Raw genomic sequence first — 25193 nt, forward strand, 5'->3', positions numbered from 1 at the left:
AGAGTACTGGCAATGAGCGACAAGAGACATAATATCGATGTTGAATTTTTCAGGCAGCTTGACCGTTTTACCTTCATGGTGAGGAAAAGAATATCAACTGCCTATGCCGGTAGCAGACGCTCTATCCACAGCGGAAGGGGGCTGGATACCGTTGGTTACAGGGAATACAACCAGGGAGATGAACTCAAATCCATAGACTGGAAAGCTTATGCCAGGTCAGAGAAACTCTATATACGCCAGTTCGAGGAAGACAAATCCCTGACCACACACATCCTGCTGGATTCCAGTAAAAGTATGGACTATACCGGCGGAAGCGCTACAAGCAAGTTCGAGTATGCAACTATGCTTGCAGCCGGGTTTGCCTATCTTGTTACCAAGGACAACGACAAGTTCGCCATATCTACCTTCGCAGAAGATGTGGATATTACAAAACCCAGAAGAGGCAGGAAATACCTGCTCAATACCATTGAGAGGCTTGAGACAGCTAAGATCGGCGGGAAGACTGCCATTGATGAATGTACCATCCAGTATGGCAAAGCCATTCGTTCACGTTCACTTGTCATTATTATCTCTGATTTCCTTCAGGACCCGAAAGAAATCGAATCTGCAATTTATCGCTTTTCAGACCATGACCTGATGCTTGTCCAGGTGCTTGACAGAACTGAAAGCACCCTTACCATTCATGGCCACAGCCGGCTCATTGATCTTGAATCCGGGGTTAAGCTGGACACATACATTAGTGAGGAACTGAAAAGTGAATATCAGGAAAAACTCACAGAACACCTCAACCACATCAAGGACACATGCAGCAGGGTGGGTGCTGACTTCTATACATTCACAACCGATATCCCGATATTTGATGCGTTCTTCCATACCATTAGCAGGAGGAGATGGTAATGCCTTTTGAGAGTCCTCTTGCACTGGCAGCCCTTGCAAGTGTCATACCGCTGATTATTCTTTATCTTCTCAGGCCAAAACCATTACAGATCCAGGTTCCATCCCTTATGTTCCTTATGAACATCAAGGAAGAGAAGAAACGTTTCTACACATCGATCACAAAACTCATCAAGGACCCTCTGTTCCTCATACAGTTACTTGTACTGATACTCCTTGCACTGGCAGCAGCCGCACCTTACCTTGAAACACAGGAAGCACTTAGCGGTGAACATACAGTACTTATTATAGATGCATCGGCAAGTATGCAGACCGACAGCAGATTCAGCGATGCAATAGCAAAAGCAGAGGACTACGTGAGCAAGAAGAACAGCATCATACTTGCAGAAAGTACCCCTGTAACCGTACTTGAAGGAGAAAACTCACAGGCAACCTATGACACACTTAATTCTCTTAAAGCAAAAGCAACTGTTGCAGATCTGTCAAGCGCCATTTCAGCAGGCATGAGATTGCTATCAAATGAGGGTGGTAATATTGTTGTAATTTCTGATTTTACCAACTGGAATGGTGATGACCCTGTCAATGCCATGAAACTTGCAGAATCATACGGACTAACAGTCCAGTTTGTACTTGTTGGAAGGGAAGCTGACAACGCGGGGTTCATTCAGGGCGGCATTGAGGCTGTGGATGGGAGTTACACCTATACAGGGGTTGTGAAGAACTACCAGAACAGCAGGCAGATAGTAGATCTTGAGATCGAGAATCTTGACAGTGGCAAGAAAAATACCGTTTCACTTACAATTCCTGCACGTTCCACAAAACAATTCCAGCTTACAAATCTTGGAACCGGCATCACGGAAGTCAAGATTACCGATGATGATAGCCTGGTGGTGGATAATATCGCTTACATATCCATTCCAAAGGTATCTGACAGGCAGCTGCTCTTTGTAACTGATGTTGATGATCTTCCTTCACAGGTAGCACTCTCACTGATACCGAACATTAACCTTAACCAGCTTGAAGGAGTGCCTGAGGACCTATCAAAATACAGCATGGTCGTCGTTGCGAACAAGGAAAGAACACTTGCAAGTAATGAGATATCAACCCTTCAAAGCTTCCTCAATAGCGGCGGAAGAGCTGTTTTCATTGCCAGTGAGGCATTGTCATCAGAAAACACAAAGATAGAATTGCAGCAACTGCTTCCCGTAATACCCGGTTCAGTTGAAGAGACCGATGATGGCGTGACCCTTGAGGTTGTCCAGGACACAAGACTTAGCGAGGATATAAAATACGAAGAGGTTGCCGTTTATAGCTACCTTAATGTAACATCAAGAATTGATTCCACGACCCTTGTAGCTACTGAAGATGGCATACCTGTACTGGCTTATGGTTCTGTGGGTGACGGAACTGTTGTGTACTTTGGCATCAATGATATAACAGGCGAGGGTGCCTGGAATAACTTCCACAATCTTCCTGAGTATCCTGTATTCTGGTTCAAGCTGGCAGGATGGCTTGGCGGTACCGGCAGTGTGCAGGACTACAACCTTAAGACCGGAACGATCTCTGCACTGGCAAAGGAACAGGACATTAAAACTCCCGGCGGCATCCAGACCGTAAGCCGTGTCTTTTATGATGAGACAGGAATTTATCAGGTGGCCGGAAAAGAAATAGCTGTGAACCTTTACAACGACAGGGAATCTGATACCACTCTTGACGGAAGTGATGTCATTGAACGCTCACAGGCAGATGGTGAGCCAAATATTGTACGTGCCAGTTCCTATACTGCAAAGGACTATCTGGACACTTATATGATAATCATTGTTTTCATCCTGGTCATACTCGAACTGCTGGTTATAAGGAAGAGAGGTGAACTCTGATGGTCAACCTCGAGAAACCGGAGATGCTCTGGCTGATAATACCTGCTCTTGTTGCAGGTATTTATTTGTTGAAGAAAGGAAGAAAAAAAGGACTTATATTCTCACGCATAATTGTAGCTATACTGCTTATCGTTGCTCTTGCATCACCTTTTACACTGATATCAAGGATCACGACAGATGATAGCCCCGACCTTGTGATAATCTCAGATGAGACTGACAGTATGGCACTATTTGAGAACGGTACGGCATCTACGCTTTATGAGGCTATGACCGCGAAAACGTCCGCATCACTTGTCCGGCTCACCGGGGACAGTACTGCCCTTGGTGATGCCATTGTGCAGTATTCCACAGGTGACAACCAGATAGTGCTGGTCACTGATGGTAACAGCAATACCGGAGAGGATGTTGAGAATGCCCTGAAGTTTGCAAAGGAGACAGGAACTACGGTCTATCTGGTTCAGCCTGAAATGAAACTCAACGACCTGAGCGTGCAGATAGAAGGCGATAAAACTGTAATTTTCAAGAATGAAAACCAGTTTGATATTGTAGTATCCCAGGCAATGGAACAAACAGTAACATACAGCTACGAACTTTACAGTGATGATACCCTTATCAGGAGCGGAAAGGTTACACAAACCGAACGTGAGAAAGTAATACCTGTGACACAGGTCAAATTCTCCAAACTAGGGGCACATACGTTAAAAGCTATTATAACGCCCTCCGGCTCTGATGTTGACCCGATCAACAATGTATATTACAAAGCTGTGTACACCGTCCCGAAACCAAAGATACGTGCAATAGGACTTGAAACCGGCTCACCACTTGCTGATGTATTATTAAACCTCTATGAAGTTTCAACTACAGGGGAACTTAACAATATCGACACTAGGAAAGCAATCATTATCGATAATACTCATGCTAACTCTTTTACCGAAGCTGAGGTTGAAGAGCTTAAAAGTTACCTGAATGACGGAAAGGGCATTGTTGTTGTGGGAGGAGAACGTTCCTACAACTTTGGCGATTATCTTGACTCACCAATCGAAGAGATCCTTCCGGTAACCTCAAAACCCACAGACTGGAGTGGAGGAAGGAACGTAGTGCTTCTGCTGGATATATCGCAGAGTACATCTGCCCACGGAACACTTGGCGATATACTGGGAAATGCCATTAATATAATTTATAATGAAAACCTGAGGGATGCTTACCTTGGAGTCATTGCTTTTGGTACAGAAGGTAAAGACGTATCCGGGGGAATGTTATTCCTTGGAACAGCTTCTAATCTTGAATATCTGGAATCCGAAATAAAAACACTTACACCAGGCTCAACCAGTGAAACATCACTTGATCAGGGACTTGCAATAGCAGAAGAATGGCTGGATAGTGAAATTGGAGAACTTGAGATCATCGTCATTTCTGATGGTGGCATCGAAAAATCATATGATGACAGTCTGCAGATAGCAGAAAAGATTGTGGGCGAAGGTGTGAACCTGTATTACATACATATCAGCTCAAGTGCACCATCACAATATGATAAATACAGCAATAGATATGCTGAAATGTTGATGAGTGAAATTGGAGGTACTTACTTCTATCTTGAGCAGGGAGAAAGGGCGAACATAAATTTCGAAGACCTTCAGCAGACCCCGGATGAAGAGACTGCTGACCTTGGAATTTATCCACTTATAGAACTCAATACCAAGCATTTCATCACAAAGAACATTGACATAGAAGGTAGCATCACAGGTTACAACGACGTTACTCCCAAAGCCGGAGCTGACAGGCTTATTATTACAAGCACCGGAAAGCCCGTATTGACAACGTGGAGATACGGACTTGGAAGGGTCGCAGCCCTGACAACGGACAACGGACGAGGGGGAACTAATATGTGGGCCACACAGATGTATTCAGGCAACAATTCAAAGCTCATATCCTCAACCGTGAACTGGGTCATCGGAAACCCACGGGAAGAGACGGGAGCTGTTGTGGAAGCTGAGGACACATGGTATGGTACACCTGTAACCATTGAACTGACAATGTATGATGAAGGTATACCAACCCTTAAACTGGATGGTGATGCACTTGATCTGTCACTTACAGGAAACAATGTCTATGAATCTGTAATCAATCCCAGCCCCATCGGTATCCACGATCTTTCAGGATACCCGATAGCTGTGAACTATGCTCTGGAGTACCGTGATGTCGGGCTTAATGAGGAACTTCCGGCACTTATCAAAGCATACGGCGGCAGTACATATTCTGTAAATGAAGCAAGAGCTCAACTGTTTGAGGAAGCAAAGGGGAAATCCGAAAAGATTGTGCGTGACAGTGTTAGCCAGAAGATATATTTCTTGCTTGCCGCTCTTATTATCTTCCTCGGTGAAGTCATTCTGAGGAGAATAAAAGAGATCAGGGAAATGAAGAAACTACAGCAGGAAATTGGGGCATGAATGTTACATCTGATATATTCTGATAAGATGCCAACCTCTTATTAAGCGGGCAAGAAGGACCTATAGAATAATCTCCTTTTAATTTTATTTTCTCTGAATTTTTCTTTGGGATTATGTTATTGATTATCAATACCTGTAAGTATATTAATAAGCAGAACATAATAATAGAATAAGCTTTATTGTAAAATAAATTATGCAGTTTTTTTGCACTGTGGGGGTACTGGAAGACTGCAAAATAGAACATCTGACTCTAAATCTAAAGGCAGCAGGAACGATCAGATGAGGACATTTGATATGGGGTATTTAAATGACAGAAAATCAGGTATTGAAGATTTTGTTTATTGATGACATGCCTGAAGACTTGGAACTTGCCAAAAGGATAATAAGTCGTTGTAAAATTCCATTTGAATCATACATGGCACAGAATGAAGATGAATTCTTAAAAGGATTATATGAATTCAAACCTGATATAATATTCTCTGATCATTTGCTTCCTGAGTTTGACGGAATGCGGGCACTTAAGATCTCACTTACATATAACAACACAATCCCATTTATCATCCTGACTGGAGCTATGAATGAGGAAATTGCTGTCGATGCTATGAAGGCAGGAGCAACTGACTACATACTAAAAGAACACATCAGCAGATTGCCTTTTGTTATAAAAGAAGCGATCCGGAAGAAAAAGATACTCCTGGAAAATAAGCAGGGTAGAAAATCCCTGGAACTGACCTCTGAAATATTGGAACATTATCCCTTTTCCATAATTTCTACTGACATGGAAGGAATTATAATAAACTGGAACAAGGGAGCTGAAAAGATTTTTGGATATACTTCCAGGGAAGCTTTAGGTCAGCATATATCCCTTATTTATAGTGACAGTGACCTTGAAAATCTCAACAGTGACATCATAAAACCTCTTCTTGAAAAAGGAGATCATCAGGAACAGGTACGATTAAAACGAAAGAACGGAGAATTATTCATTAGCTCTTTATCCCTGCGGATAATCAAAGATAAGAACGGACAGGCTTGCGGGATGGCAGGATATACGCTTGACATAACTAAAACAGTAAAAGCAGAAGAGGAACTTTTTATAAGAAACCAGGCCATCGAATCCAGCGTAGATGGTATTGTCCTTCTTGATCTTGAGGGCAGGATCACTTATACAAATAAAGCTGCCTTAGAAATATGGGGATATGGGACAAAGGACGATGTGATTGGAAAGTGTGCTGAAGATTTATTTTATACGGATTATGAAAGAACCGAAATCCTGGAAATACTAAAAGATCAGGGGTTCAAAAGTGAACGTAAGGCCCGGAGAAAAGATGGATCTATGGTTTCTGTGTGGTTATCTACAACCATCATTAAGGACATTGCAGGCAAACCGATCGCATACATGGGCTCATTTATGGACATTACTGAAAGAAAGAAGGCTGAAGAAGAGTTAGAGGAAAGCGAAGAGAGACTTAGGCTTGCAATGAAGGTTTCAGAACATGGTTTTTGGGCATGGGACCTGCAAAATGATAAATTCTACTTTAATCTGAGTCTGTTAGGCTATAATGAAAAAAAGTTTCCAATGGGCCTTGATACATTGAGCAGTTTGATGCATCCACAAGACAGGAATAACATAATGCCAGAGATTATAAGATCTGCAAAAGAAAGTAAACCCTTCAATTATGAGATAAGGATGCTTTCAAGCTCTGGGGAATGGAAATGGGTACTGGCAAAAGGAAATACATTCGATGCAAAAGTAGGAACTAGAAGAACGATTGGTACTCTTGTAGATATTACCGATAGGAAGATAACTGAGGAACAGATGTTTCTTGCACGTTTAGCTGCGGAGGAGGCAAACCGGTGCAAAAATGAGCTGCTTGCAAACATGAATCACGAGTTAAGAACTCCTCTTAATTCAGTTATTGGCTATTCAGATGTTCTGATAGAACAGAACATGGGAGAACTTAATGATGAACAAAAGAAATATCTGCAAATTGTCAATGATGCAGGACACACGCTACTGGAACTAATTAATCGTGTGCTGGATCTGGCAATAATGGAATCTAATGGAATGGAACTGAGGTTTTCAGCTTTTGACCCGGTTAAGAGTATTGAAGAAGTCATAAAATCAACAAAAATGATGACTCTCAAAAAGAACATAATGATAAGTGTCAATATTCATCAAAATGTTGTAGAAATAACTGCGGACGCTGACAAGTTCAAGGAAATACTCTACAATCTGATAGAGAATGCTGTAAAGTTCACACCATCCAGAGGAACCATTACCATCGATGCAGAGATTAAAGATGAACACATTGTGGTATCTGTAGAGGATAACGGTATTGGAATTGCAGAAAATGACAAGGAAAAAATATTTAATTCATTTGTACAGGTCGATAGTTCCAATACCAGGAGATTTGGAGGAGCAGGCCTTGGACTTGCACTTGTCAGGGAATGCCTGAAACTGCAAAGTGGAAATATACAGTTGGAAAGTGACTTGGGAAAAGGTAGCAAATTCACATTCCGTATTCCTGTTTACCCAAAAGGCAGAGGTACCGATATATACTGATTGGGAAAAAGATTATATGGAAGTTTCAAGGATTCCCGATAATAGAAGGAGTGTATAGAATGAGAGTCAGCATCATAGGTGGAGCAACGGGCAGTGGTAAGACAACAATGATCCTTGATATTGCAAAATATCTCAACTTAAAAGGAGAAAAGATAGGAGTTATCGTGCAGGAAACAGGAGAAGTGGACTATGATGAAAAGACACTTTCAAAACTGGGCATCAAGACAAAAGAAGTAAACAGTGTTTGTATACCTTGTTCCCTTGATACCGACATAAGGAGCAATTTGTTAACGATACAGAAAGAGTTTGATCCGGATACTGTATTCATTGAAACTGAGGAAACTGTGCTTCCCCACAAACTAAAAGCGGATCTTGAAAGAATGGCACTTGCAGATACAGAATTGCTTCCATCTGTAGTGCTTATCAATCCAAAAGAATTTGAAATGTCAGCAGACCAGCTTATAGAATATACAAAAAAGCAGATAGAAGGTGCAGAGATTATCTGCATCAACAAGACGGAACTCGATACTAAGGAGCATATCACTAACGTGCGAAAACTGGTGCACGCGCTAAATCCATCTGCAAAGATACTTGAAAATCCGAATTTCAGAGACGGAAAGTTCTTAGAAATGATTGTGGCTTAACTCTTATATTTTTGTATTTATCTTTAAACCAACTTGGAGTAAGGGCTTCTTTTCTGCCCCTAAAATGGGGAAGTTACACAGGGATATATGAGATTACAATAACCTAAAACAAAAACATATAATATAACCGCGGGTTATCTTCACAAAGTGAATTATGCAAATATTTATATCAAAAAACGCCAATTAGGTAATATCACAACTGAGTTCTGTTGAGGAAATACAAGAGGAAACAACATGGATAAGAAGAAATACGGATTTAACACACTTGCCTTGCACGCAGGACAGGAACCTGACCCTGTGACAGGGTCGCGTGCCGTACCGATATACCAGACAGCATCATATACTTTCAAGGATGCAGAACATGCAGCAAATCTTTTCGGGCTGAAAGAGTTCGGAAATATTTACACAAGACTCATGAACCCTACAACCGATGTCCTTGAGAAAAGAGTAGCTGCAATTGAAGGAGGCACTGGTGCACTTGCTGTTTCTTCCGGAATGTCCGCTATCACTCTTGCAACCCTTGGGGTCACATGCCTGGGAGATGAGATAGTAGCAGCCAATAATCTCTATGGAGGGACATACCAGTTATTCAACAACACATTTCCTGGACTTGGAAGAAAAGTACATTTTGTAGACTCCACAAAACCTGAAGAGTTCAAAAAAGCCATCACCCCAAAAACAAAAGCTATCTACGCAGAAATAATCGGGAACCCCAAACTTGATGTACCGAATCTTGAGGAGATCTCAAAGATCGCACATGATGCCGGAATACCACTCATTGTGGATAATACAGTAGGAATTGGTATTACCAGACCAATTGATCTTGGAGCTGATATTGTTGTACTCTCTGCAACCAAGTTCCTTGGAGGACACGGCACTTCCATCGGCGGAATAATTGTAGATTCCGGCAAGTTCAATTGGGGTAACGGGAAATTCCCGGGACTGACAGAACCGGACCCTGGATATCACGGACTGAAATACTGGGAAACTTTCGGTGATTTCCCCGGACTCGGGAACATTGCTTTCATTATCAAAATGAGAGTTCACCTCCTTCGTGACCTTGGACCTGCACTGAGTCCATTCAATTCATTCCTGTTCCTGCAGGGCCTGGAAACATTGCCTCTGAGAGTTGAACGGCATAGCAGCAACGCACTGAAGGTCGCAGAATTCCTTAATGGACATCCTGATGTTAAGTGGGTGAACTATCCGGGACTTAAGGACCATCCAAGCCATGAACTTGCTACAAGATACCTCAACGGCAAATACGGGGCAATTCTCGGCTTTGGAATAAAAGGCGGTCTGGAAGCCGGAAAGAAATTCATTGATAGCGTTGAACTGCTCTCGCATCTTGCAAACATCGGTGATGCAAAGACACTGGTTATACATCCGGCTTCAACAACACACCAGCAACTGACGGTCGAGGAGAGAAAATCCACAGGAGTGACTGATGATTTCATCAGAATATCAGTGGGACTTGAAGACGCAGAAGACATTATAGCAGACATAGACCAGGCATTGAAGAGGTCACAGATACAATGAAAAAAGAAAACATCGGCATTGTTGAAACACAGCTCTTCAGCCTGCCTGACGGACTGGTACTGGAGAATGGTAAAAAGCTTCGGGATGTGAAGCTGGCCTATGAAACCTACGGAAAGCTGAACCCTGAAAAAAGTAATGCTATTCTCATCTGCCATGCACTCACAGGTGATGCACATGCAGCAGGATTGCATAAAGGAGAAAGCAAATCAGGATGGTGGGACATACTCATCGGACCGGGGAAGGTCATTGATACGGATCGGTACTTCGTTATTTGCTCCAATGTCCTTGGGGGATGTAAGGGTTCTACCGGACCTTCATCCATAAACCCTGAAACCGGCAAACCGTATGGGAAGGATTTTCCTTTCATAACCATTGCAGACATGGTGAAAGCCCAGAAAGAGCTTGTGGACCATTTAGGGATACGCAAGCTTTTTGCGGTTATCGGAGGGTCCATGGGAGGTGTACAGGTGCTCCAGTGGACGGTCTCATACCCGGACTATGTGACAAAAGCAATAGCTATAGCAACCACAGCCCGTTCATCGCCTCAGCAGATAGCATTCAACGAGGTTGCAAGGATAGCCATATTATCCGACCCGAAATGGAATAACGGGGACTATTACTGCGGGCCTGCCCCAGTACACGGACTGGCGCTGGCAAGAATGATAGGGCATATTACATACCTGAGCGACGCTTCAATGCACCAGAAATTCGGCAGGAAACTGCAGGACAAAGAAGAATATGATTACAAACTTGGATTTGATTTTGAGGTTGAAAGCTACCTGCACTATCAGGGACAATCATTTACCAGACGGTTTGATGCTAATTCATACCTCTACATAACCAAAGCACTGGATTACTTCGACCTATCCATAAAAAGCTCCCTTATAGAAGGCATGAAAGCTGCAAAAGCAAAGTTTCTTGTTGTTGCTGTCAGTTCTGACTGGCTGTACCCGCCCTACCAGTCCAGAGAAATAGTGGCTGCATTAAGTGCAAACGATATAGATGTAACTTACAGGGAAATAGAATCCAATTACGGACACGATGCATTCCTGCTGGAATCCGGGCAGTTGGGCTACCTGATCGGTAATTTCCTTTCACATACTGTTGTTTCTGATGTGATGAGAACTGACATCGTATCTATCAGGCAGGGTATCAGCATCGAGGAAACAGCCAGGGTAATGTTTGAAAAAGGAATAACACACTTACCGGTTGTTACTGATAACAATGAACTGATGGGCATTGTTACCTCATGGGATATTTCCAAGGCAGTGGCATTGAAATGCAAAACCCTGGATGGTATAATAACAAAAAATGTCCTCACGGCAAAAGGGGATGAAGAGATTGGAAGTGCTGCAAAGAAGATGGAACAGAATAACATATCTGCCCTTCCGGTGATTGATGATGAAAAAAGGATAATGGGCATCATAGGCAGTGAAGAAATTAACAGGCTGATAGGCGGATACAGATAATTCCGTTTTCATTTTAATTACTTTTTTTTTAGTACTTCTGTTTTCATGCAGTAATCAACAGTACTCACAATTCTTTATATACTGTTGGTACTTTAGTGCAGTACTGTCGAATACGAGAGGTAGTATAATGGTTGATTTTGCCTGCAAAGAATTTGAAATTGAAGCTGTCATCAAGTGTGGCCTGAACCTTACAAAAGCTGAACTTCAGATATTGAAATACTTCCTGCAATACGGCCAGGACTGGCTTACAACAGAAACTATAGCTGAAGAACTTGATCTCAACCTTTCAACTGTCCAGAGAAGTGTGAAAAAGCTCTACGAAAGGAAGATACTCATCCGTTCCCAGAACAATATGGATGGTGGAGGATATTTCTTTGTCTACAAGATCCGCAGCAAGAAAGACATCCATGAATTAATTATGGATACGGTGAACAATTGGGTTAAAAGAGTAGACAGCGAGCTTCGTTCGTGGGCAGATGAAAATCAGTGAATGATCAAAATCACATATACAATACCGATTTCAGTTCATCAAATAAAAAATCATAGATAAAGGGTGATAATAGTGCTAAAAATTACTCCGCACCTTGGAATTCTTGTCATTATCGTATCAATCGCAGGACTGTGGTTCCCATTGCTGGGGTATTTCCTCCTATTTGTATTTGCAACACTGATGATAACAAGCTTGTTCAGAGGAAGATGGTTCTGTGGGAACCTCTGTCCAAGAGGAAGTTTTAACGACTTCTGGGTTGGAAAAATAACCCGTAAGAAAAAGATACCTGCAATTCTCAGGAGCTACTGGGTAAGAATACCACTGTTCCTGATGATGATGGGATTTATGGGTTACAGACTGCTTAACACACAGGGAATCATCAACCAGATAGGGATGGTATTTGTAATAATGTGTCTTATAACAACAAGCATTGCACTGGTCGCAGGTGCCACTGTCAGCCCCCGCACATGGTGCACATTCTGTCCTATGGGAACTGTCCAGAACCTCATAGGCGGTCACAAATACCAGCTAAAAGTCGATGATTCAAAGTGCATCAGTTGCAAGAAGTGCGATAAGAGCTGTCCAATGCAACTTGAAGTTCACACCAACAGCAAGAAGCCTGATTGTATCAAGTGCGGAAGATGTATAACTGCATGCCCCGTAAATGCACTGGCATTTGAAGCCTGAAGTGAGATTCAGGCACTACATCTTTTTTTTGAATGTTTGGCATATTGGCATGATCAATATTCACTTCAGTTCTGCACTGTCCCTGCAAATGCAGAATTCACAGAAGGAAATGCCGGTTTCTGATTGCTTGTCCTTAACCGGACAATAATACTTCTGCTCTTTTTGTGTGATCTCACTACCTCCTGGAAAAAGCATTCCCACAGGATGAAGTGGTCTTTTTGCAATAAAAACAAGATATGCAAGGATTAGACGCGTAAAACGGTTCAAAGCTTCTTTTTTTGTGTCATGCAAATAACTTTTCCCGCGGATACTGCGCAAAAGTGAATCATATACCTCTGCATCTATTTCCCCATTGGTTCCTGTACTATCACAGTTTTTCAGTTCAAGGAAATTCATATAAAGAAATTTAAAATATTCTGCAGAATATATCGTTTTGTATGGCTCAGGGACATAACGTACAGCTTCCATAACAGCAACCCTGGCAAGACTGATGTCTGAATTGGAAATGCAGAAGCTTTCTTTTTTCAGGCTGATGAGCAATTCTGATGTATCCATCTTGTTCAGTACCAAGTCTTCAGTAAAAGTACATAAGCCTTTATTCCCAATTCCCGGGAACTACGGCAACGTTATATATTTTTTTATACATATTAAAAAAGCCAAAAATAGCTTTCGATAAAGCATTTAATCCAAGAAACACAATTCTTTTATGGGCAGATCACTAAAAAGGGGGAGTGTACTATAAGAAATGAATTTCTAATGTTATTGGAATTGATTTTAATTATCTTTATACTTAGCTATCCTGCATCAGCTTTTACAATCATTGAAGGTAAGGATACGATAATAATAGATAACGAAATACATGATGATATTTATGTAGCTGGCAATAATATCATAATCATTGGAACTGTTTATGGGGATGTTGTTGCTGCTGGCGGCACGGTCGATATCCGGGGAAACATCACACAGGATCTGATAGTAGCCGCCGGGGATGTCATCATAACAGGTAATATAGGTGACGATGTCAGAGTCGCTTCGGGTAAACTGACAATTTCCGGGGATGTGCATGACGATCTTGTTTTGTTTGCAGGTGATACAATAATATCCTCAACCGGAGCTGTTGGTGGTGATCTTACATCCATGTCAAGTAAACTCAACATACTTGGTGACGTCAATGGGAATGTCACCGGATCAGGCGGTGAGGTCACATTCGGTGGCATGGTCGGCGGAAATGTTGATCTGACCACAGAAAAGCTCGTATTACTACCCGACGCACACATCAATGGTAACTTTAAATACCAGAGTCCTGCAAGCATTCACGTTCCTGCAGGAACCGTTGGTAAAGAGGTTCAGTTCCTTGAGAAGCAATATTACACGGAAAGAAATAGCTCGTTTTCATTTATGTGGTGGTTCATAGGTTATCTGTCACTGGTGCTGATAGGCCTTCTGGCAATGTCAATATGGCCTGAGCAGATCAGTAATATAGCTTCAAAGACCCCGGAATCGCCTGGAAAATCATTCCTCATCGGTCTTGCAATATTCATAGCATCCGGGATAATTGCATCCTTTTTGCTTATCACACTAATAGGCATTCCGCTGTCGATGATACTCATAGCATTGATATTGCTAGGTCTCTACACAGCAAGGATATTCACAGCATTATGGCTTGGAAAGTATCTGTTCACGAAAATAGACAAAAAACCAAAAACGTGGATATATCTGGTATTTGGAATATTTGTCCTTCTTCTTGTAGGTGAAATACCGGTTATAGGAAGCCTTGTCTATATTGTTGCCACTTTCATACCGATAGGCAACATTTACTATGCGGTAAGAGAATAATTAAAGGACACAACTCAAATGTCCTTTTCATTTTTTGATCAATTGCTGCCTTTAATAGTAATGCATCGGATCCTGTGTTAAAAGTACTACAAAAACAGAGTTTGAAGAATTAGGATCGGAGCACTTTTTTAAACTAATTAATATAAACATTTAATTAGCATGAATGCATAATAAACGCCAGATGTTTTAGGCAAAATAAGAACCTAGGGATTTAAAACAAATATTTCTTTGGCTGTGTTTTGAGGGATGAAAGAGTATACGTTTTAGACTAGACATTGTTATTTGATTATTATGAATTTTTCACGGAGCTGTATTTAAATGAGTGAAAAACAGACTTATGATGCAAGCAATATTCAAGTACTTGAAGGGCTTGAGGCTGTTCGCAAACGTCCAAGTATGTACATTGGAAGTATTGATGGCAGGGGTCTTCACCACCTTGTTTATGAAGTGGTGGATAACAGTATTGATGAGGCACTAGCCGGATACTGTACACGTATAGACGTATCGATAAATCATGACGGGACTATTACAGTTCAGGACAATGGAAGAGGTATTCCGGTCGGAATACTTGCCAAATACAAAAAATCAGCACTTGAAGTGGTCATGACTGTTCTCCATGCAGGCGGTAAATTTGACAAGAACACCTACAAGGTTTCTGGTGGGCTTCACGGTGTTGGTGTATCTGTTGTCAATGCATTATCTGAATGGATGGAAGTCGAAGTCCAGCGTGATGGCAAGGTCTACTACCAGCGCTATGAGCGTGGAACGCCTGTTGATGATTTGTTGGAGATAGGTGAAACCGAAGGTACGGGAACAAAGTCTACTTTTATGCCGGATCCAAAAATATTCGAGACCACAAGATTTGCGTATGAGACTCTGGTCACAAGGCTTCGTGAGCTTGCATTTCTCAATCGAAACCTAATAATAAGCCTGACAGATGGCAGGGAAGAGGAAACGGTTGGAGAGATCTTTGAGTATGAAGGCGGCATTGTCTCTTTTGTGAAACACCTCAACAACAACAGGAACGTCCTGCATGACTCTCCTATATACTTTGAACGGACAAAGGATGATACAATTGTTGAAATTGCAATGCAGTATACGGATAACTATGCCGAGTACGTTTACTCTTTCGTTAATAATATAAATACCCATGAGGGCGGTACTCACCTTGTTGGTTTTAAGGCGGCACTTACCAGGGTTGCTAATGATTATGTAAAGAAGAACAACCTTTCAAAAGGTGAGGAAAAACTCTCAGGCGAAGATATTCGCGAAGGACTTACTGCGATTATAAGTGCCAAGATTACAGAACCACAGTTTGAAGGGCAGACAAAGACCAAGCTTGGTAACAGTGATGTAAAGGGAATCGTTGAATCCATGGTTTCAGAAGGACTTTCCGAATACATGGAGGAAAATCCCAAGGTTGCCACTGCGATACTGCAAAAAGCACTGGATGCACAACGTGCAAGGGAAGCTGCAAAGAAAGCAAGGGAGCTTACCAGGAGAAAGAGTGCTCTTGACGTAGGTACACTGCCCGGGAAACTCGCAGACTGTTCAGAAAAGGACCCCTCACTCAGTGAACTATACCTTGTGGAAGGAGACTCTGCAGGAGGTTCTGCAAAACAGGGCAGGGACCGCAGATTCCAGGCTATTCTGCCTTTAAGGGGTAAGATCCTCAATGTAGAAAAATCCCGTCTTGTAAAGATCCTCAAGAACAATGAGATACTTTCATTTATCACAGCCATGGGAACCAGCATTGGTGACGATTATAATATTGAAAAGGCACGTTACCACAGAGTTATAATCATGACTGATGCCGATGTAGACGGAGCTCACATCAGGACACTTATATTGACATTATTCTTCAGATACATGAAGCCCCTGATAGATGCCGGTTACGTGTATATAGCACAGCCTCCCCTCTATCGTGTCAAGAAAGGCAAGGCTGACTATTATGTATACTCGGATCGTGAACTTACAGAAAAACTGAAAGAGATTGGCGATAAGAACGTAAGCATCCAGCGTTACAAGGGTCTTGGAGAAATGAACCCTGACCAGCTCTGGGAAACAACAATGAACCCGGATACGAGGACGTTGCTGCAGGTGACCATGGAAGATGCTGTTGCTGCAGATGAGATGTTCTCCATCCTGATGGGTGATGAAGTTGAACCTCGCAGGGTATTCATAACCACCCATGCGAAGGAAGTAGTTAACCTAGATGTGTGAGGTTAAAGAATGTCAGATAACATTGATGATTATAACGACGGGAACGATGTTCCTGAAGAGGAACCTTCTGAGATATATCCGGATGATTCTTTTGATCCACAGCCATCAGATACAGGTGAAAGGGTCGTTCCAATACTCATTGAAGATGAGATGAAAAAATCCTACATCAGTTATGCAATGAGCGTAATTGTCGGACGTGCTCTTCCCGATGCAAGAGACGGTCTCAAACCCGTTCACCGCAGGATACTCTATTCTATGAAGGAGTCAGGTATCACATATGACAAAGCCTACAAAAAATCCGCCCGCGTAGTGGGAGACGTTCTTGGTAAATATCACCCTCATGGTGATACTGCTATTTACGATTCACTTGTAAGGATGGTACAGGACTTTTCATTGAGGTATCCACTCATAGACGGACAAGGTAACTTTGGTTCTATTGACGGTGACTCTGCTGCTGCCATGCGTTACACCGAAGCCCGCATGGACAAAATAACCGATGAGATGCTCATTGATATTGATAAGGAAACTGTTGCTACACGTCCCAACTATGATGGAACCCTTGAAGAGCCAGTAGTACTTCCGGCAAAGCTTCCAAACCTGCTTGTCAACGGTTCCACCGGTATTGCTGTGGGTATGGCCACCAACATGGCACCTCACAATCTTACCGAGGTTATCAATGCAACTTTAATGCTTATTGATAATCCCGACGTGACAATTCCTGAGATGATGACCGTGATCAAAGGACCTGATTTCCCAACTGCCGGCATCATACTTGGTACCCAGGGAATTAAGTCCGCCTATGAGACCGGTCGTGGAAAGATACAGATCAGAGCTGTTGCTGAAATAGATGAGATGAAAAAGGACAAGTATCGCATAATTGTCACAGAACTGCCTTACCAGGTCAACAAGGCAAAACTTATTGAGGATATAGCAACTCTTGTCAGGGAAAAGAGGGTCATCGGAGTTTCAGACTTGCGTGATGAGTCTGACCGTGATGGAATACGTGTTGTTATTGAGCTGAGCCGCGGTACCAATGCAAATGTGGTGCTAAACCAGTTATATAAGCACACCCAAATGCAAACAACCTTTGGTATAATCAATCTTGCACTTGTGGATGATGTGCCACGGGAACTGAACCTTAAACAAATACTACGCATCTATCTGGAACACCGCATCGATGTAATCCAGAAACGCACCCTGTTCCTTCTTAAGAAGGCAGAAGAAAGAGCTCACATACTGAAAGGGTTGAAGATAGCTCTTGACCATCTGGATGAGGTCATATCACTCATACGCGCTTCCAAGACAGTGGAAGATGCAAGGGAAGGACTCATTTCCAGATTCGGGCTTGATGAACTGCAGGCAAAGGCTATCCTTGATATGCGCCTGCAGAAGCTCACAGGTCTTGAAAGACAGAAGGTTGATGATGAGTACAACGAACTTCTCAAACGCATTGCAGAATTTGAACTGATCATCGCAAGTGAGGAAATGAAGTATGGCATCATCAGGGATGAACTTGAAGATCTGAAGGAACGTTTCGGCGACGAACGCAGGACTGCTATCAAATCCTCTGTGGAAGAACTGGACAATGAGGATCTCATACCCGTAGAGGAAATGGTATTAACAATCACTAACAGTGGTTATATTAAGAGACTTCCTGTTGATACTTATTCCCAGCAGCACAGGGGTGGAAAAGGCGTAATCGGCATGGACACCAAGGAAGAGGATTACGTGGTGGATATCTTTGTTGCCTCTACACATAATTATATCATGTTCTTCACCAACAGAGGTCGTGTGCACTGGCGTAAGGTGTATGAAATACCGGAAGGCAGCAGGCAGTCCCGTGGCAAGGCCATCGTGAACCTGCTTGAACTTGAGGAGGGTGAACTGGTTACAGCCATGATACCTGTAAGTGAGTTTAAGGATGATGTATTCCTTTTCATGGCTACACGCATGGGTACCGTCAAGAAGAGCCAGCTTTCAGATTTCAGCAACCCGCGCAAGAAAGGCATAATCGCCATCAACCTTGACGAGGAGGATGAGCTTGTAAATGTTGCCCTGACAGATGGCTCACGGGATGTTGTCATGGTTTCAAGGCATGGCAAAGCAATACGATTCCAGGAGAGCGAGGTACGTGTAATGGGTCGCAGTGCAAGAGGTGTCCGCGGAATGAACCTGGAAGCAGGTGATATTGTCGTCAGTCTTGATCTGGTGGATGAGAAAGCTTCATTGCTCACTGTAACGGAGAATGGTTTTGGAAAGAGGACAGAGTTTGAAGAATACAGGTCAATGCACAGGGGTGGCCGGGGTGTCATAACCATAGTTACCAGCCTGCGCAACGGACCGGTCATCAACGTAAAAGCAGTCTATGAAGATGACGACATTATTCTAACCAGTTCCGAAGGCATTATCATTCGTATTCCGGTGAAGGATGTACGTATCCAGGGCAGGAACACACAGGGAGTCAAGATAATGAATGTTCGCGCCAGCGACAAGGTTGTTGGTGTTGCAAGACTTAAGGCTGATGAAGTAAAAATAGATGAAGCAAAAATAGACGAGATAAGAGCTGATGAAGAACATATGTAAATGCGTTTAAGCATTAACTTTATCTAGTAGTCTGAGTAGCTAGGCGTAAAAATCGTATAAATTGATTAAGGATGATATTATGGAACTCGATAAATTAAGACACGGTACCGAGCTTATCAAGCGCGGCTTTGCAAAGATGCAGAAAGGCGGTGTAATAATGGATGTCACAACACCGGAACAGGCCCGCATAGCAGAAGAAGCAGGGGCTGTTGCAGTTATGGCTCTGCAGGCAGTGCCTGCAGATATCAGGAAAGAGGGCGGTGTTGCCAGGATGGCAGACCCACAGATGGTCGCAGAGATCATTGAAACCGTAACAATTCCTGTAATGGCAAAGGCTCGTATAGGTCATTTTGTAGAGGCAGAGATCCTTCAGGCTCTTGGTGCTGACATGGTCGATGAGTCCGAAGTGCTCACACCAGCAGACAATAAGTACCACATTGATAAAAGTCAGTTCACTGTTCCTTTTGTCTGTGGTGCAAGGAATCTTGGTGAGGCCCTTCGCAGAATAAACGAAGGTGCTGCCATGATCCGCACAAAAGGAGAAGCAGGAACCGGCGATGTGAGCGAGGCTGTTAAGCACATGAAACAGATAATGGGTGAAATTCGCGCTCTTAAGGGCATGACAAAGGAAGAAATGATCCGTGTTGCCCGTGAGATCGAAGCACCTGTTGAGCTTGTTATCGAGACCGCAGAAATGCAGCGTCTTCCGGTTGTAAACTTTGCAGCCGGCGGTGTTGCAACACCTGCTGATGCAGCTCTTATGATGCGCCTTGGTGCTGACGGTGTATTTGTTGGTTCTGGAATTTTCAAGGCCGAGAACCCTGAGAAAATGGCAAAGGCAATTGTAGAGGCTGTAAACAACTATGATAACCCTGAGGTACTTGCTAAGATCTCAAAGGGAATCGGCTCAGGTATGAAGGGTATCAGCGTTGATACTATCCCTAAAGAACAGGCTTTACAGAATCGTGGATGGTAGTCCCATCCCTTATTCTTTTTTAATACTTAAAACGGGATCTTTATGCGACTTGGTGTAATTGCCATTCAGGGTGATGTTTCTGAACATGTGGAAGCCCTTGAAAGAGCACTCGTGCAGCGTGGCGAAGAGGCTAAGATCGTCACTATCAAACATAAGGGCATTGTCCCTGATTGTGATGCTCTTGTACTTCCAGGCGGGGAGAGCACTACACTTGGAAAATTGCTGATACAAGAGGGTATTGCAGATGAGATACGGGAAATGAATACAGCCGGAAAACCTATCATGGGCACCTGTGCAGGCCTTATACTGCTTGCAAAGGAAGGCGATGAGCAGGTAAAAAAGACACACCAGCACCTTCTTGGCCTTATGGATACAAGAGTGAACAGGAATGCCTTCGGCAGACAGCGCGATTCTTTTGAGATAGAACTTGATGTCGCATTTCTGGATGAAGCGTACAATGCAGTATTTATCAGGGCACCCGGAATTGTAGAAGCTGGAAAGGATGTTAAAGTCCTGGCAAAAATAGATGAGATGATCGTGGCAGCCGAACAGGGAAATGTACTGGCACTGGCTTTCCATCCTGAACTTACAGAAGATCTGAGGGTTCACCAGTATTTCCTTGACAGAGTATTCTGATCGTTCTTTTTGTTTCTTTCTGTTATAATTTACATTTTTTTCTTTTTCCCTTTTTGGAACATCACTGATGAAAAAGTTTAAACTTTATTGCCGTGTAGATAACTGTACTTTTAATTTTGATTCGTAAAGGTGAAACAATGGTAAAGTTAACAGATGAGATAAAAGAAGAGTTCGCAAAGATGAAGATTTTCCCTTTCGCAACAGCCTCCAAAGAGGGTGTACCGAATGTTATCCCTATTGGTATGTGCTACCTTCAGGAAGATGCGGAGACCATCTGGATCGTTGACAACTACTTCCATAAGACAATGGAGAATCTCAGGGCAAACCCTAAAGGCGCTATCTACGTGTGGGGAGCTGAGATAAAGGGATGCTTCCAGATAAAGGGAGATATAAAGATAGTAGACCGCGGAGAGGACTATGAGGAAATGCGCAAGATAGTAAAGGCAAAGAGCGACCACTTCCCTGCAAAGTTCCTTGTGAAAATGAAGATAACGGATGTCTTTGAATGCAAAGGTGGACCTGACGCGGGGAAGAAGCTACTCTGAGTTTCCAGCAACCTTTGTTTTTACGGTTTGCCGACCTTTCGGCACTTTTTTACTTGAATAATATTTCAGAATATACGCAGAATGGATGTTATGCCATTTAGGTACAACATCATTCTAAGTAGTAATGTTTGGAGTGTTATGTGCAACAAAACATAACGATAGTTCCTTGGCAGATTTAGTATAAATAATTTTCTATTAGAGGATTCTGTTAAGCCAAAACCATTCAATTATCATTTTCCTTCAAAGATTCCCTGATCGACGATATCTTTGTCTGGTCAAATAATCCTTCAACTGCATCGCACATTGACATTATCCGATCCATATCTGATGGCTCCGGGTTGCCATGATAATAATCCTCAAGGGAACAGATATCGAATATCTTATCCAGGGATCGGATCTCCCTGTTCAGTTCCTCAGGCACGTCAATGACCATTTCCACGGTATCCATAAGACATGTGTAATTGTGGTTGTATGGTTCCATATCATAAAGATAGCACAAAGCAACAAGATAACGTTCAAGTGCAAGTGAAGCTACGTTGAATACCACACTATGCTCCTGTCCATTTGCCTGAAACTGCCTTGCTCTTTGAAGATATGCCTTTGAGTCACGATATTCCTTTTCAAACTCATCAAATCTTGACTTTCTTTCCATAAATTCCAGTCTCATCCGGTAACCTCCTCAGGGCGATTCCGTAAGCCATATACTTTCTGTTCAATATACACGGAATGCTATTTCCGTATTATAATAATTGTAGATTGTGGTCAATGTCTTGAAAAAACGAAAATCAAATAAGACAGATACCGGAAATAAAGAACCAATCTCAATCAAGTTTCTGCCCGCAATTGATACAGAACTTCTCGCTGCCTTCGGCTTCCCGTCCGCACTGAGGACATTTTCTTTTACCGGTGCCGATATTCGAGCGCTGGATAATGCTATCCTGTATTGTTGTATTGCTTATATTGTATTGGGTAACGGAATCATCAACAAAGAGCTTGATGTCTGTTCTCTTTTCGATCTCCTCAAGGATCTTGTGATAGAAACCGGTAAGCGCCTCTTCCTTCTCAGCCCAGGCTTTTACTATCAGACGGGATTTACGCTTACCCACCACTTCGACATAGGCGGCATACTTCAGACCTGCCACACCCTCAGCATAGAACCTTGCCACACCTGTGAAAAGTTGCTGTGTGGATGTCACCTCAGGTGTTATCATATACATGTTCATATCTTTCAGGATACGCGTTGCCATATCAAAGAGATTCTCTGCCGGTATTTCCAGATCTTTGGTATCCTCTTCCGCGATCATCATAGAACCGACATTCATCCTCCAGGCAGCTTCATCGATCTCCCTTACCCTGAGCACAGGACAGACTATATCCACCATTTTGTTGCTGAGATCTACCTGAACGTGCTTTTTCTGGCTATAATCATAGTAACGTATATTGCCTGCAAGTACACAGTTTCCACACTCACCTGTGGGTCTGATTATAAATGTTGCAGTTTTTCCTTCTCCAGGCTGCAGCATAGAGATATTCTTCTGACTTTCTTTGACATGGAAGACTTCAGGAACAAAGAGGCTTATCGTTATATCTCCCATTGGCTCTTCAGAAGTGTTTTCGACCTTGATTTTGTAAAGTATGTTGGCTCCTTTGTACTGAATAGCAGATTTGATGACAGCAGGCTCCTTTGAAGCTGCTTTTGCGGCAACGGCAGATTCTGCAGCCTCAAATGTTTGTGAAGTCCTTTCCTTTAAAGATACAGGCGGGATAACAGTTATCTTTTCCTGCTTCTTTCTCTCTTTTTTCTTTTTATCTTTCCCGGACATTTTGCGCAGCACTAGAACTGCTACAAGAATGACTAACAGAACCCCTATAAGTTCATAGAATGCATCTTCTGCCGATGTGTCCGGGTAGTCATAATGATCAGTATTATAATCGGACCGACTGCTCACTACTCCACTTTCATCGTAAGTAACAGTGTAATCAGGATAAATGTAGACGTCTGAGAGAACTACGTAATCATAGTAGGAATCGTAATATAGATCATTTATTTTGAATTGAAGAGTCAGATAATTGTCCTGATAATAAAAATAATCGCCTCTGGCATAGTACTGATTCCAGAGCATGGTATCATAATAAGATACTGCAAAACTTACCGTTTCATCATAGGTATCGATATCCATTACAGTCAGATAGTAACCATTCTGGATCTCTGCGATCTCACCTTCAGTAAGAGTGATCTCATAGGCACTGGAGGGAGCTATAGCAGTACCTGAACTAAAGAAACTGCATACGAGAACAAGCATAATCAGGAGTTTGAGATACTTTTGTACCAATCTTCCACCCATACCATTCCATATTACTGTTTTTTGCCCCGGTGATATTTAACCTTCGCTTAAAGAGAAGGAAGAAATAAATTCAAACGGCAACTATCATACATCAATGAGCCTTTTTCCACACTGGCTGCAAAAACTTGCTTCTGAAGGAATTGTTGAACCGCATCCCGGGCATTTTCTCACAGTTGATGAACTCTTACCCTGTGCTGCCCCCATCATGCCGGCGTCAAGCTCCTGCCTGCGATATGAGTCTGCCCGCTCCCTGTCCTCAACCTCCATCATGAAACTGACCCTGTCCTCTTTTGCCAGCACTTCACTCTGTTTGATCTTTGCCAGGGCTTCCAGTTGCTGTGGTGACATTCGACCATATTCACGACCTTCGCTCACGGTCTTTGCAACATCAGACCCACCTGCCTGGGTTATATGTTTCAGGTATTCCATATCACGGCCATGTTCACGGTCTTTCATGTCCTGCTCAACTTCCAGTTCAGCACGCATGCCTTTTGCTTTTGCAAGTTTTAATTCTTCCTTAAGACGAATGGCTTCCCTGGCTTCCTGCATATCAGCTTCATACTGCAGCCTTTCCATCTCAAGATCAGATTTTACATCCTTCTGTTTCTGATCACGGTGGAAATCCTTTTCAGTTGTTACAGCAGCATGACCAGCACGCAACCCAGCCACATCTATCCTTCCCCTACGCTCAAGATCACCTTCTACCACAAGAGTGTCGAGTTCTGCAAGCTCCTCTCTTGTCTGAAAATCATTAGTAGCCTGCATTACCTTACCATAAGAACCAAGCTCCCACTGGACAGTGTATTTCAGCATTTCCAGACCCCACATAGATAGTGTGGAACGAATCCTCATCTCAAGTTCATTCTCAATGTTCAGGCGCAGGTCCATGTTACCGTAAAGTTTTTCTATATCTTCCTGCCGGACCTCCGGCTCAAGAACAAGTGTAAGCACTTCGCTTTCAAGGCGCTTGTATATATCTTGTATAGAGAGTGCCCTGATTCCTTTTTTATCAGGAGTGGAATAGGCATAAAGCATCTGGAAAAAGCGTTTAGGATCTAGTATCCTGAAGCGGAGAAGACCATTACATGCCACTCTTTGGTTGTCCCGGGTCCATAGTTCTGGTTGCGCCCACTGCAGATCCTTGGGAGATGTATCCATCATGGCAACATCCACATCCTTCCCAATATTGCCAGGCTTTAAGAGACCACCAACCTGCAGTTTCCCGCTGTCCACTATTTCATCAACAACACCATTCTTTACCATAGCTGCCTTTTCATTAGGTGAGAGTATCACTGCTTTACTGAAAAAACCCCCAACCTCCCTTTTAGGAACCACCCTGGCAATATCGTCTGCTTCTTTTTTCCACTTGAATGCCATGATCTTGACACCTTTCATTTAAAATTGATTTTTACTCCTATTTAGGTATTGGGGAAATATTA

General features: G+C 42.8%; 19 protein-coding genes. 15 read left to right on the top strand and 4 right to left on the bottom strand.

Translation table 11 applies throughout. From position 1 onward, the window contains the following. The first annotated feature begins 12 nt into the window (after positions 1-12). The 9 genes from BB781_RS08960 to BB781_RS09000 all read left to right on the top strand — a co-directional run bounded on the left by BB781_RS08960 (position 13) and on the right by BB781_RS09000 (position 12610). A complete protein-coding gene (locus BB781_RS08960) occupies positions 13-897 on the top strand; it encodes a DUF58 domain-containing protein (protein WP_094228193.1) in 885 nt (294 codons plus the stop codon). Beyond that, positions 897-2771 (top strand): vWA domain-containing protein, encoded by a 1875-nt coding sequence (locus tag BB781_RS08965; protein WP_094228159.1) that lies wholly within the window; start codon positions 897-899, stop codon positions 2769-2771. The genes BB781_RS08960 and BB781_RS08965 overlap by 1 nt, the downstream gene beginning before the upstream one ends. Further along, entirely contained in the window at positions 2771-5218 is a 2448-nt protein-coding gene (locus BB781_RS08970) for a vWA domain-containing protein (RefSeq protein WP_207205263.1), read from the top strand. The genes BB781_RS08965 and BB781_RS08970 overlap by 1 nt, the downstream gene beginning before the upstream one ends. Positions 5219-5525: 307 nt before the next feature. Further along, complete coding sequence (locus BB781_RS08975; RefSeq protein ID WP_094228161.1) at positions 5526-7781, top strand: hybrid sensor histidine kinase/response regulator; 2256 nt, start codon at positions 5526-5528, stop codon at positions 7779-7781. Between the two features lie 59 nt (positions 7782-7840). After that, entirely contained in the window at positions 7841-8425 is a 585-nt protein-coding gene (locus BB781_RS08980) for a GTP-binding protein (RefSeq protein WP_094228162.1), read from the top strand. A gap of 234 nt (positions 8426-8659) precedes the next feature. Next, positions 8660-9964 (top strand): O-acetylhomoserine aminocarboxypropyltransferase/cysteine synthase family protein, encoded by a 1305-nt coding sequence (locus BB781_RS08985; RefSeq protein ID WP_094228163.1) that lies wholly within the window; start codon positions 8660-8662, stop codon positions 9962-9964. Next, the gene (metX, locus tag BB781_RS08990) at positions 9961-11433 is read left to right on the top strand and encodes a homoserine O-acetyltransferase MetX (RefSeq protein ID WP_094228164.1); all 1473 of its coding nucleotides are present in this window, start codon (positions 9961-9963) and stop codon (positions 11431-11433) included. Before BB781_RS08985 ends, metX begins: the two co-directional genes overlap by 4 nt. A 127-nt stretch (positions 11434-11560) precedes the next feature. Next, positions 11561-11923 (top strand): HTH domain-containing protein, encoded by a 363-nt coding sequence (locus BB781_RS08995; RefSeq protein WP_094228165.1) that lies wholly within the window; start codon positions 11561-11563, stop codon positions 11921-11923. 72 nt (positions 11924-11995) lie between these two features. Further along, a complete protein-coding gene (locus BB781_RS09000) occupies positions 11996-12610 on the top strand; it encodes a 4Fe-4S binding protein (protein WP_094228166.1) in 615 nt (204 codons plus the stop codon). A gap of 60 nt (positions 12611-12670) precedes the next feature. Here the strand turns inward: BB781_RS09000 and BB781_RS09005 are convergent, their stop codons facing one another. Continuing rightward, on the bottom strand, positions 12671-13180 hold the full coding sequence (locus BB781_RS09005; RefSeq protein ID WP_164997836.1) for a DUF2115 domain-containing protein: 510 nt from the start codon (positions 13178-13180) through the stop codon (positions 12671-12673). A gap of 192 nt (positions 13181-13372) precedes the next feature. Between BB781_RS09005 and BB781_RS09010 the strand changes: the two genes are divergently transcribed. The 6 genes from BB781_RS09010 to BB781_RS09035 all read left to right on the top strand — a co-directional run bounded on the left by BB781_RS09010 (position 13373) and on the right by BB781_RS09035 (position 21409). Further along, on the top strand, positions 13373-14446 hold the full coding sequence (locus BB781_RS09010) for a polymer-forming cytoskeletal protein (protein WP_164997837.1): 1074 nt from the start codon (positions 13373-13375) through the stop codon (positions 14444-14446). Positions 14447-14764: 318 nt separating this feature from the next. Then, positions 14765-16669, top strand: a complete 1905-nt coding sequence (gene gyrB / locus BB781_RS09015; protein ID WP_094228169.1) for a DNA topoisomerase (ATP-hydrolyzing) subunit B — start codon at positions 14765-14767, stop codon at positions 16667-16669. A 9-nt stretch (positions 16670-16678) separates the two neighbouring features. Continuing rightward, positions 16679-19252 (top strand): DNA gyrase subunit A, encoded by a 2574-nt coding sequence (gene gyrA / locus BB781_RS09020; protein ID WP_094228170.1) that lies wholly within the window; start codon positions 16679-16681, stop codon positions 19250-19252. A 79-nt stretch (positions 19253-19331) separates the two neighbouring features. Next, positions 19332-20228, top strand: coding sequence for a pyridoxal 5'-phosphate synthase lyase subunit PdxS (gene pdxS / locus BB781_RS09025; protein WP_094228171.1), 897 nt, complete (start codon positions 19332-19334; stop codon positions 20226-20228). Positions 20229-20270: 42 nt separating this feature from the next. Beyond that, a complete protein-coding gene (pdxT, locus tag BB781_RS09030) occupies positions 20271-20864 on the top strand; it encodes a pyridoxal 5'-phosphate synthase glutaminase subunit PdxT (protein ID WP_094228172.1) in 594 nt (197 codons plus the stop codon). Between the two features lie 137 nt (positions 20865-21001). After that, positions 21002-21409 (top strand): pyridoxamine 5'-phosphate oxidase family protein, encoded by a 408-nt coding sequence (locus BB781_RS09035; RefSeq protein ID WP_094228173.1) that lies wholly within the window; start codon positions 21002-21004, stop codon positions 21407-21409. Positions 21410-21632: 223 nt separating this feature from the next. Here the strand turns inward: BB781_RS09035 and BB781_RS09040 are convergent, their stop codons facing one another. From BB781_RS09040 to BB781_RS09050, 3 genes are all read right to left on the bottom strand, one after another. Further along, entirely contained in the window at positions 21633-22076 is a 444-nt protein-coding gene (locus tag BB781_RS09040) for a HEPN domain-containing protein (protein ID WP_207205264.1), read from the bottom strand. Positions 22077-22230: 154 nt separating this feature from the next. Beyond that, the gene (locus BB781_RS09045; protein ID WP_129582672.1) at positions 22231-23742 is read right to left on the bottom strand and encodes a zinc ribbon domain-containing protein; all 1512 of its coding nucleotides are present in this window, start codon (positions 23740-23742) and stop codon (positions 22231-22233) included. A gap of 96 nt (positions 23743-23838) precedes the next feature. Then, positions 23839-25149 carry an SPFH domain-containing protein gene (locus BB781_RS09050; protein WP_094228175.1) on the bottom strand — a complete coding sequence of 437 codons (1311 nt, stop codon included), beginning with the start codon at positions 25147-25149 and terminating at the stop codon, positions 23839-23841. Between the last annotated feature and the right edge of the window lie 44 nt (positions 25150-25193).

Source organism: Methanolobus psychrotolerans (genome assembly GCF_002243045.1).
Taxonomy (GTDB): Archaea; Halobacteriota; Methanosarcinia; order Methanosarcinales; family Methanosarcinaceae; genus Methanolobus; species Methanolobus psychrotolerans.

Bases quoted from the DNA above. Each gene is read 5' to 3' on its own strand.
- BB781_RS08985 (WP_094228163.1), top strand. From the start codon at position 8,660: ATGGATAAGAAGAAATACGGATTTAACACACTTGCCTTGCACGCAGGA.
- BB781_RS08975 (WP_094228161.1), top strand. From the start codon at position 5,526: ATGACAGAAAATCAGGTATTGAAGATTTTGTTTATTGATGACATGCCT.
- BB781_RS08995 (WP_094228165.1), top strand. From the start codon at position 11,561: ATGGTTGATTTTGCCTGCAAAGAATTTGAAATTGAAGCTGTCATCAAG.
- BB781_RS09035 (WP_094228173.1), top strand. From the start codon at position 21,002: ATGGTAAAGTTAACAGATGAGATAAAAGAAGAGTTCGCAAAGATGAAG.
- BB781_RS08965 (WP_094228159.1), top strand. From the start codon at position 897: ATGCCTTTTGAGAGTCCTCTTGCACTGGCAGCCCTTGCAAGTGTCATA.
- BB781_RS08980 (WP_094228162.1), top strand. From the start codon at position 7,841: ATGAGAGTCAGCATCATAGGTGGAGCAACGGGCAGTGGTAAGACAACA.
- gyrB (WP_094228169.1), top strand. From the start codon at position 14,765: ATGAGTGAAAAACAGACTTATGATGCAAGCAATATTCAAGTACTTGAA.
- BB781_RS09040 (WP_207205264.1), bottom strand. From the start codon at position 22,076: ATGAGACTGGAATTTATGGAAAGAAAGTCAAGATTTGATGAGTTTGAA.
- BB781_RS08970 (WP_207205263.1), top strand. From the start codon at position 2,771: ATGGTCAACCTCGAGAAACCGGAGATGCTCTGGCTGATAATACCTGCT.
- gyrA (WP_094228170.1), top strand. From the start codon at position 16,679: ATGTCAGATAACATTGATGATTATAACGACGGGAACGATGTTCCTGAA.
- metX (WP_094228164.1), top strand. From the start codon at position 9,961: ATGAAAAAAGAAAACATCGGCATTGTTGAAACACAGCTCTTCAGCCTG.
- pdxT (WP_094228172.1), top strand. From the start codon at position 20,271: ATGCGACTTGGTGTAATTGCCATTCAGGGTGATGTTTCTGAACATGTG.
- BB781_RS09050 (WP_094228175.1), bottom strand. From the start codon at position 25,149: ATGAAAGGTGTCAAGATCATGGCATTCAAGTGGAAAAAAGAAGCAGAC.
- pdxS (WP_094228171.1), top strand. From the start codon at position 19,332: ATGGAACTCGATAAATTAAGACACGGTACCGAGCTTATCAAGCGCGGC.
- BB781_RS08960 (WP_094228193.1), top strand. From the start codon at position 13: ATGAGCGACAAGAGACATAATATCGATGTTGAATTTTTCAGGCAGCTT.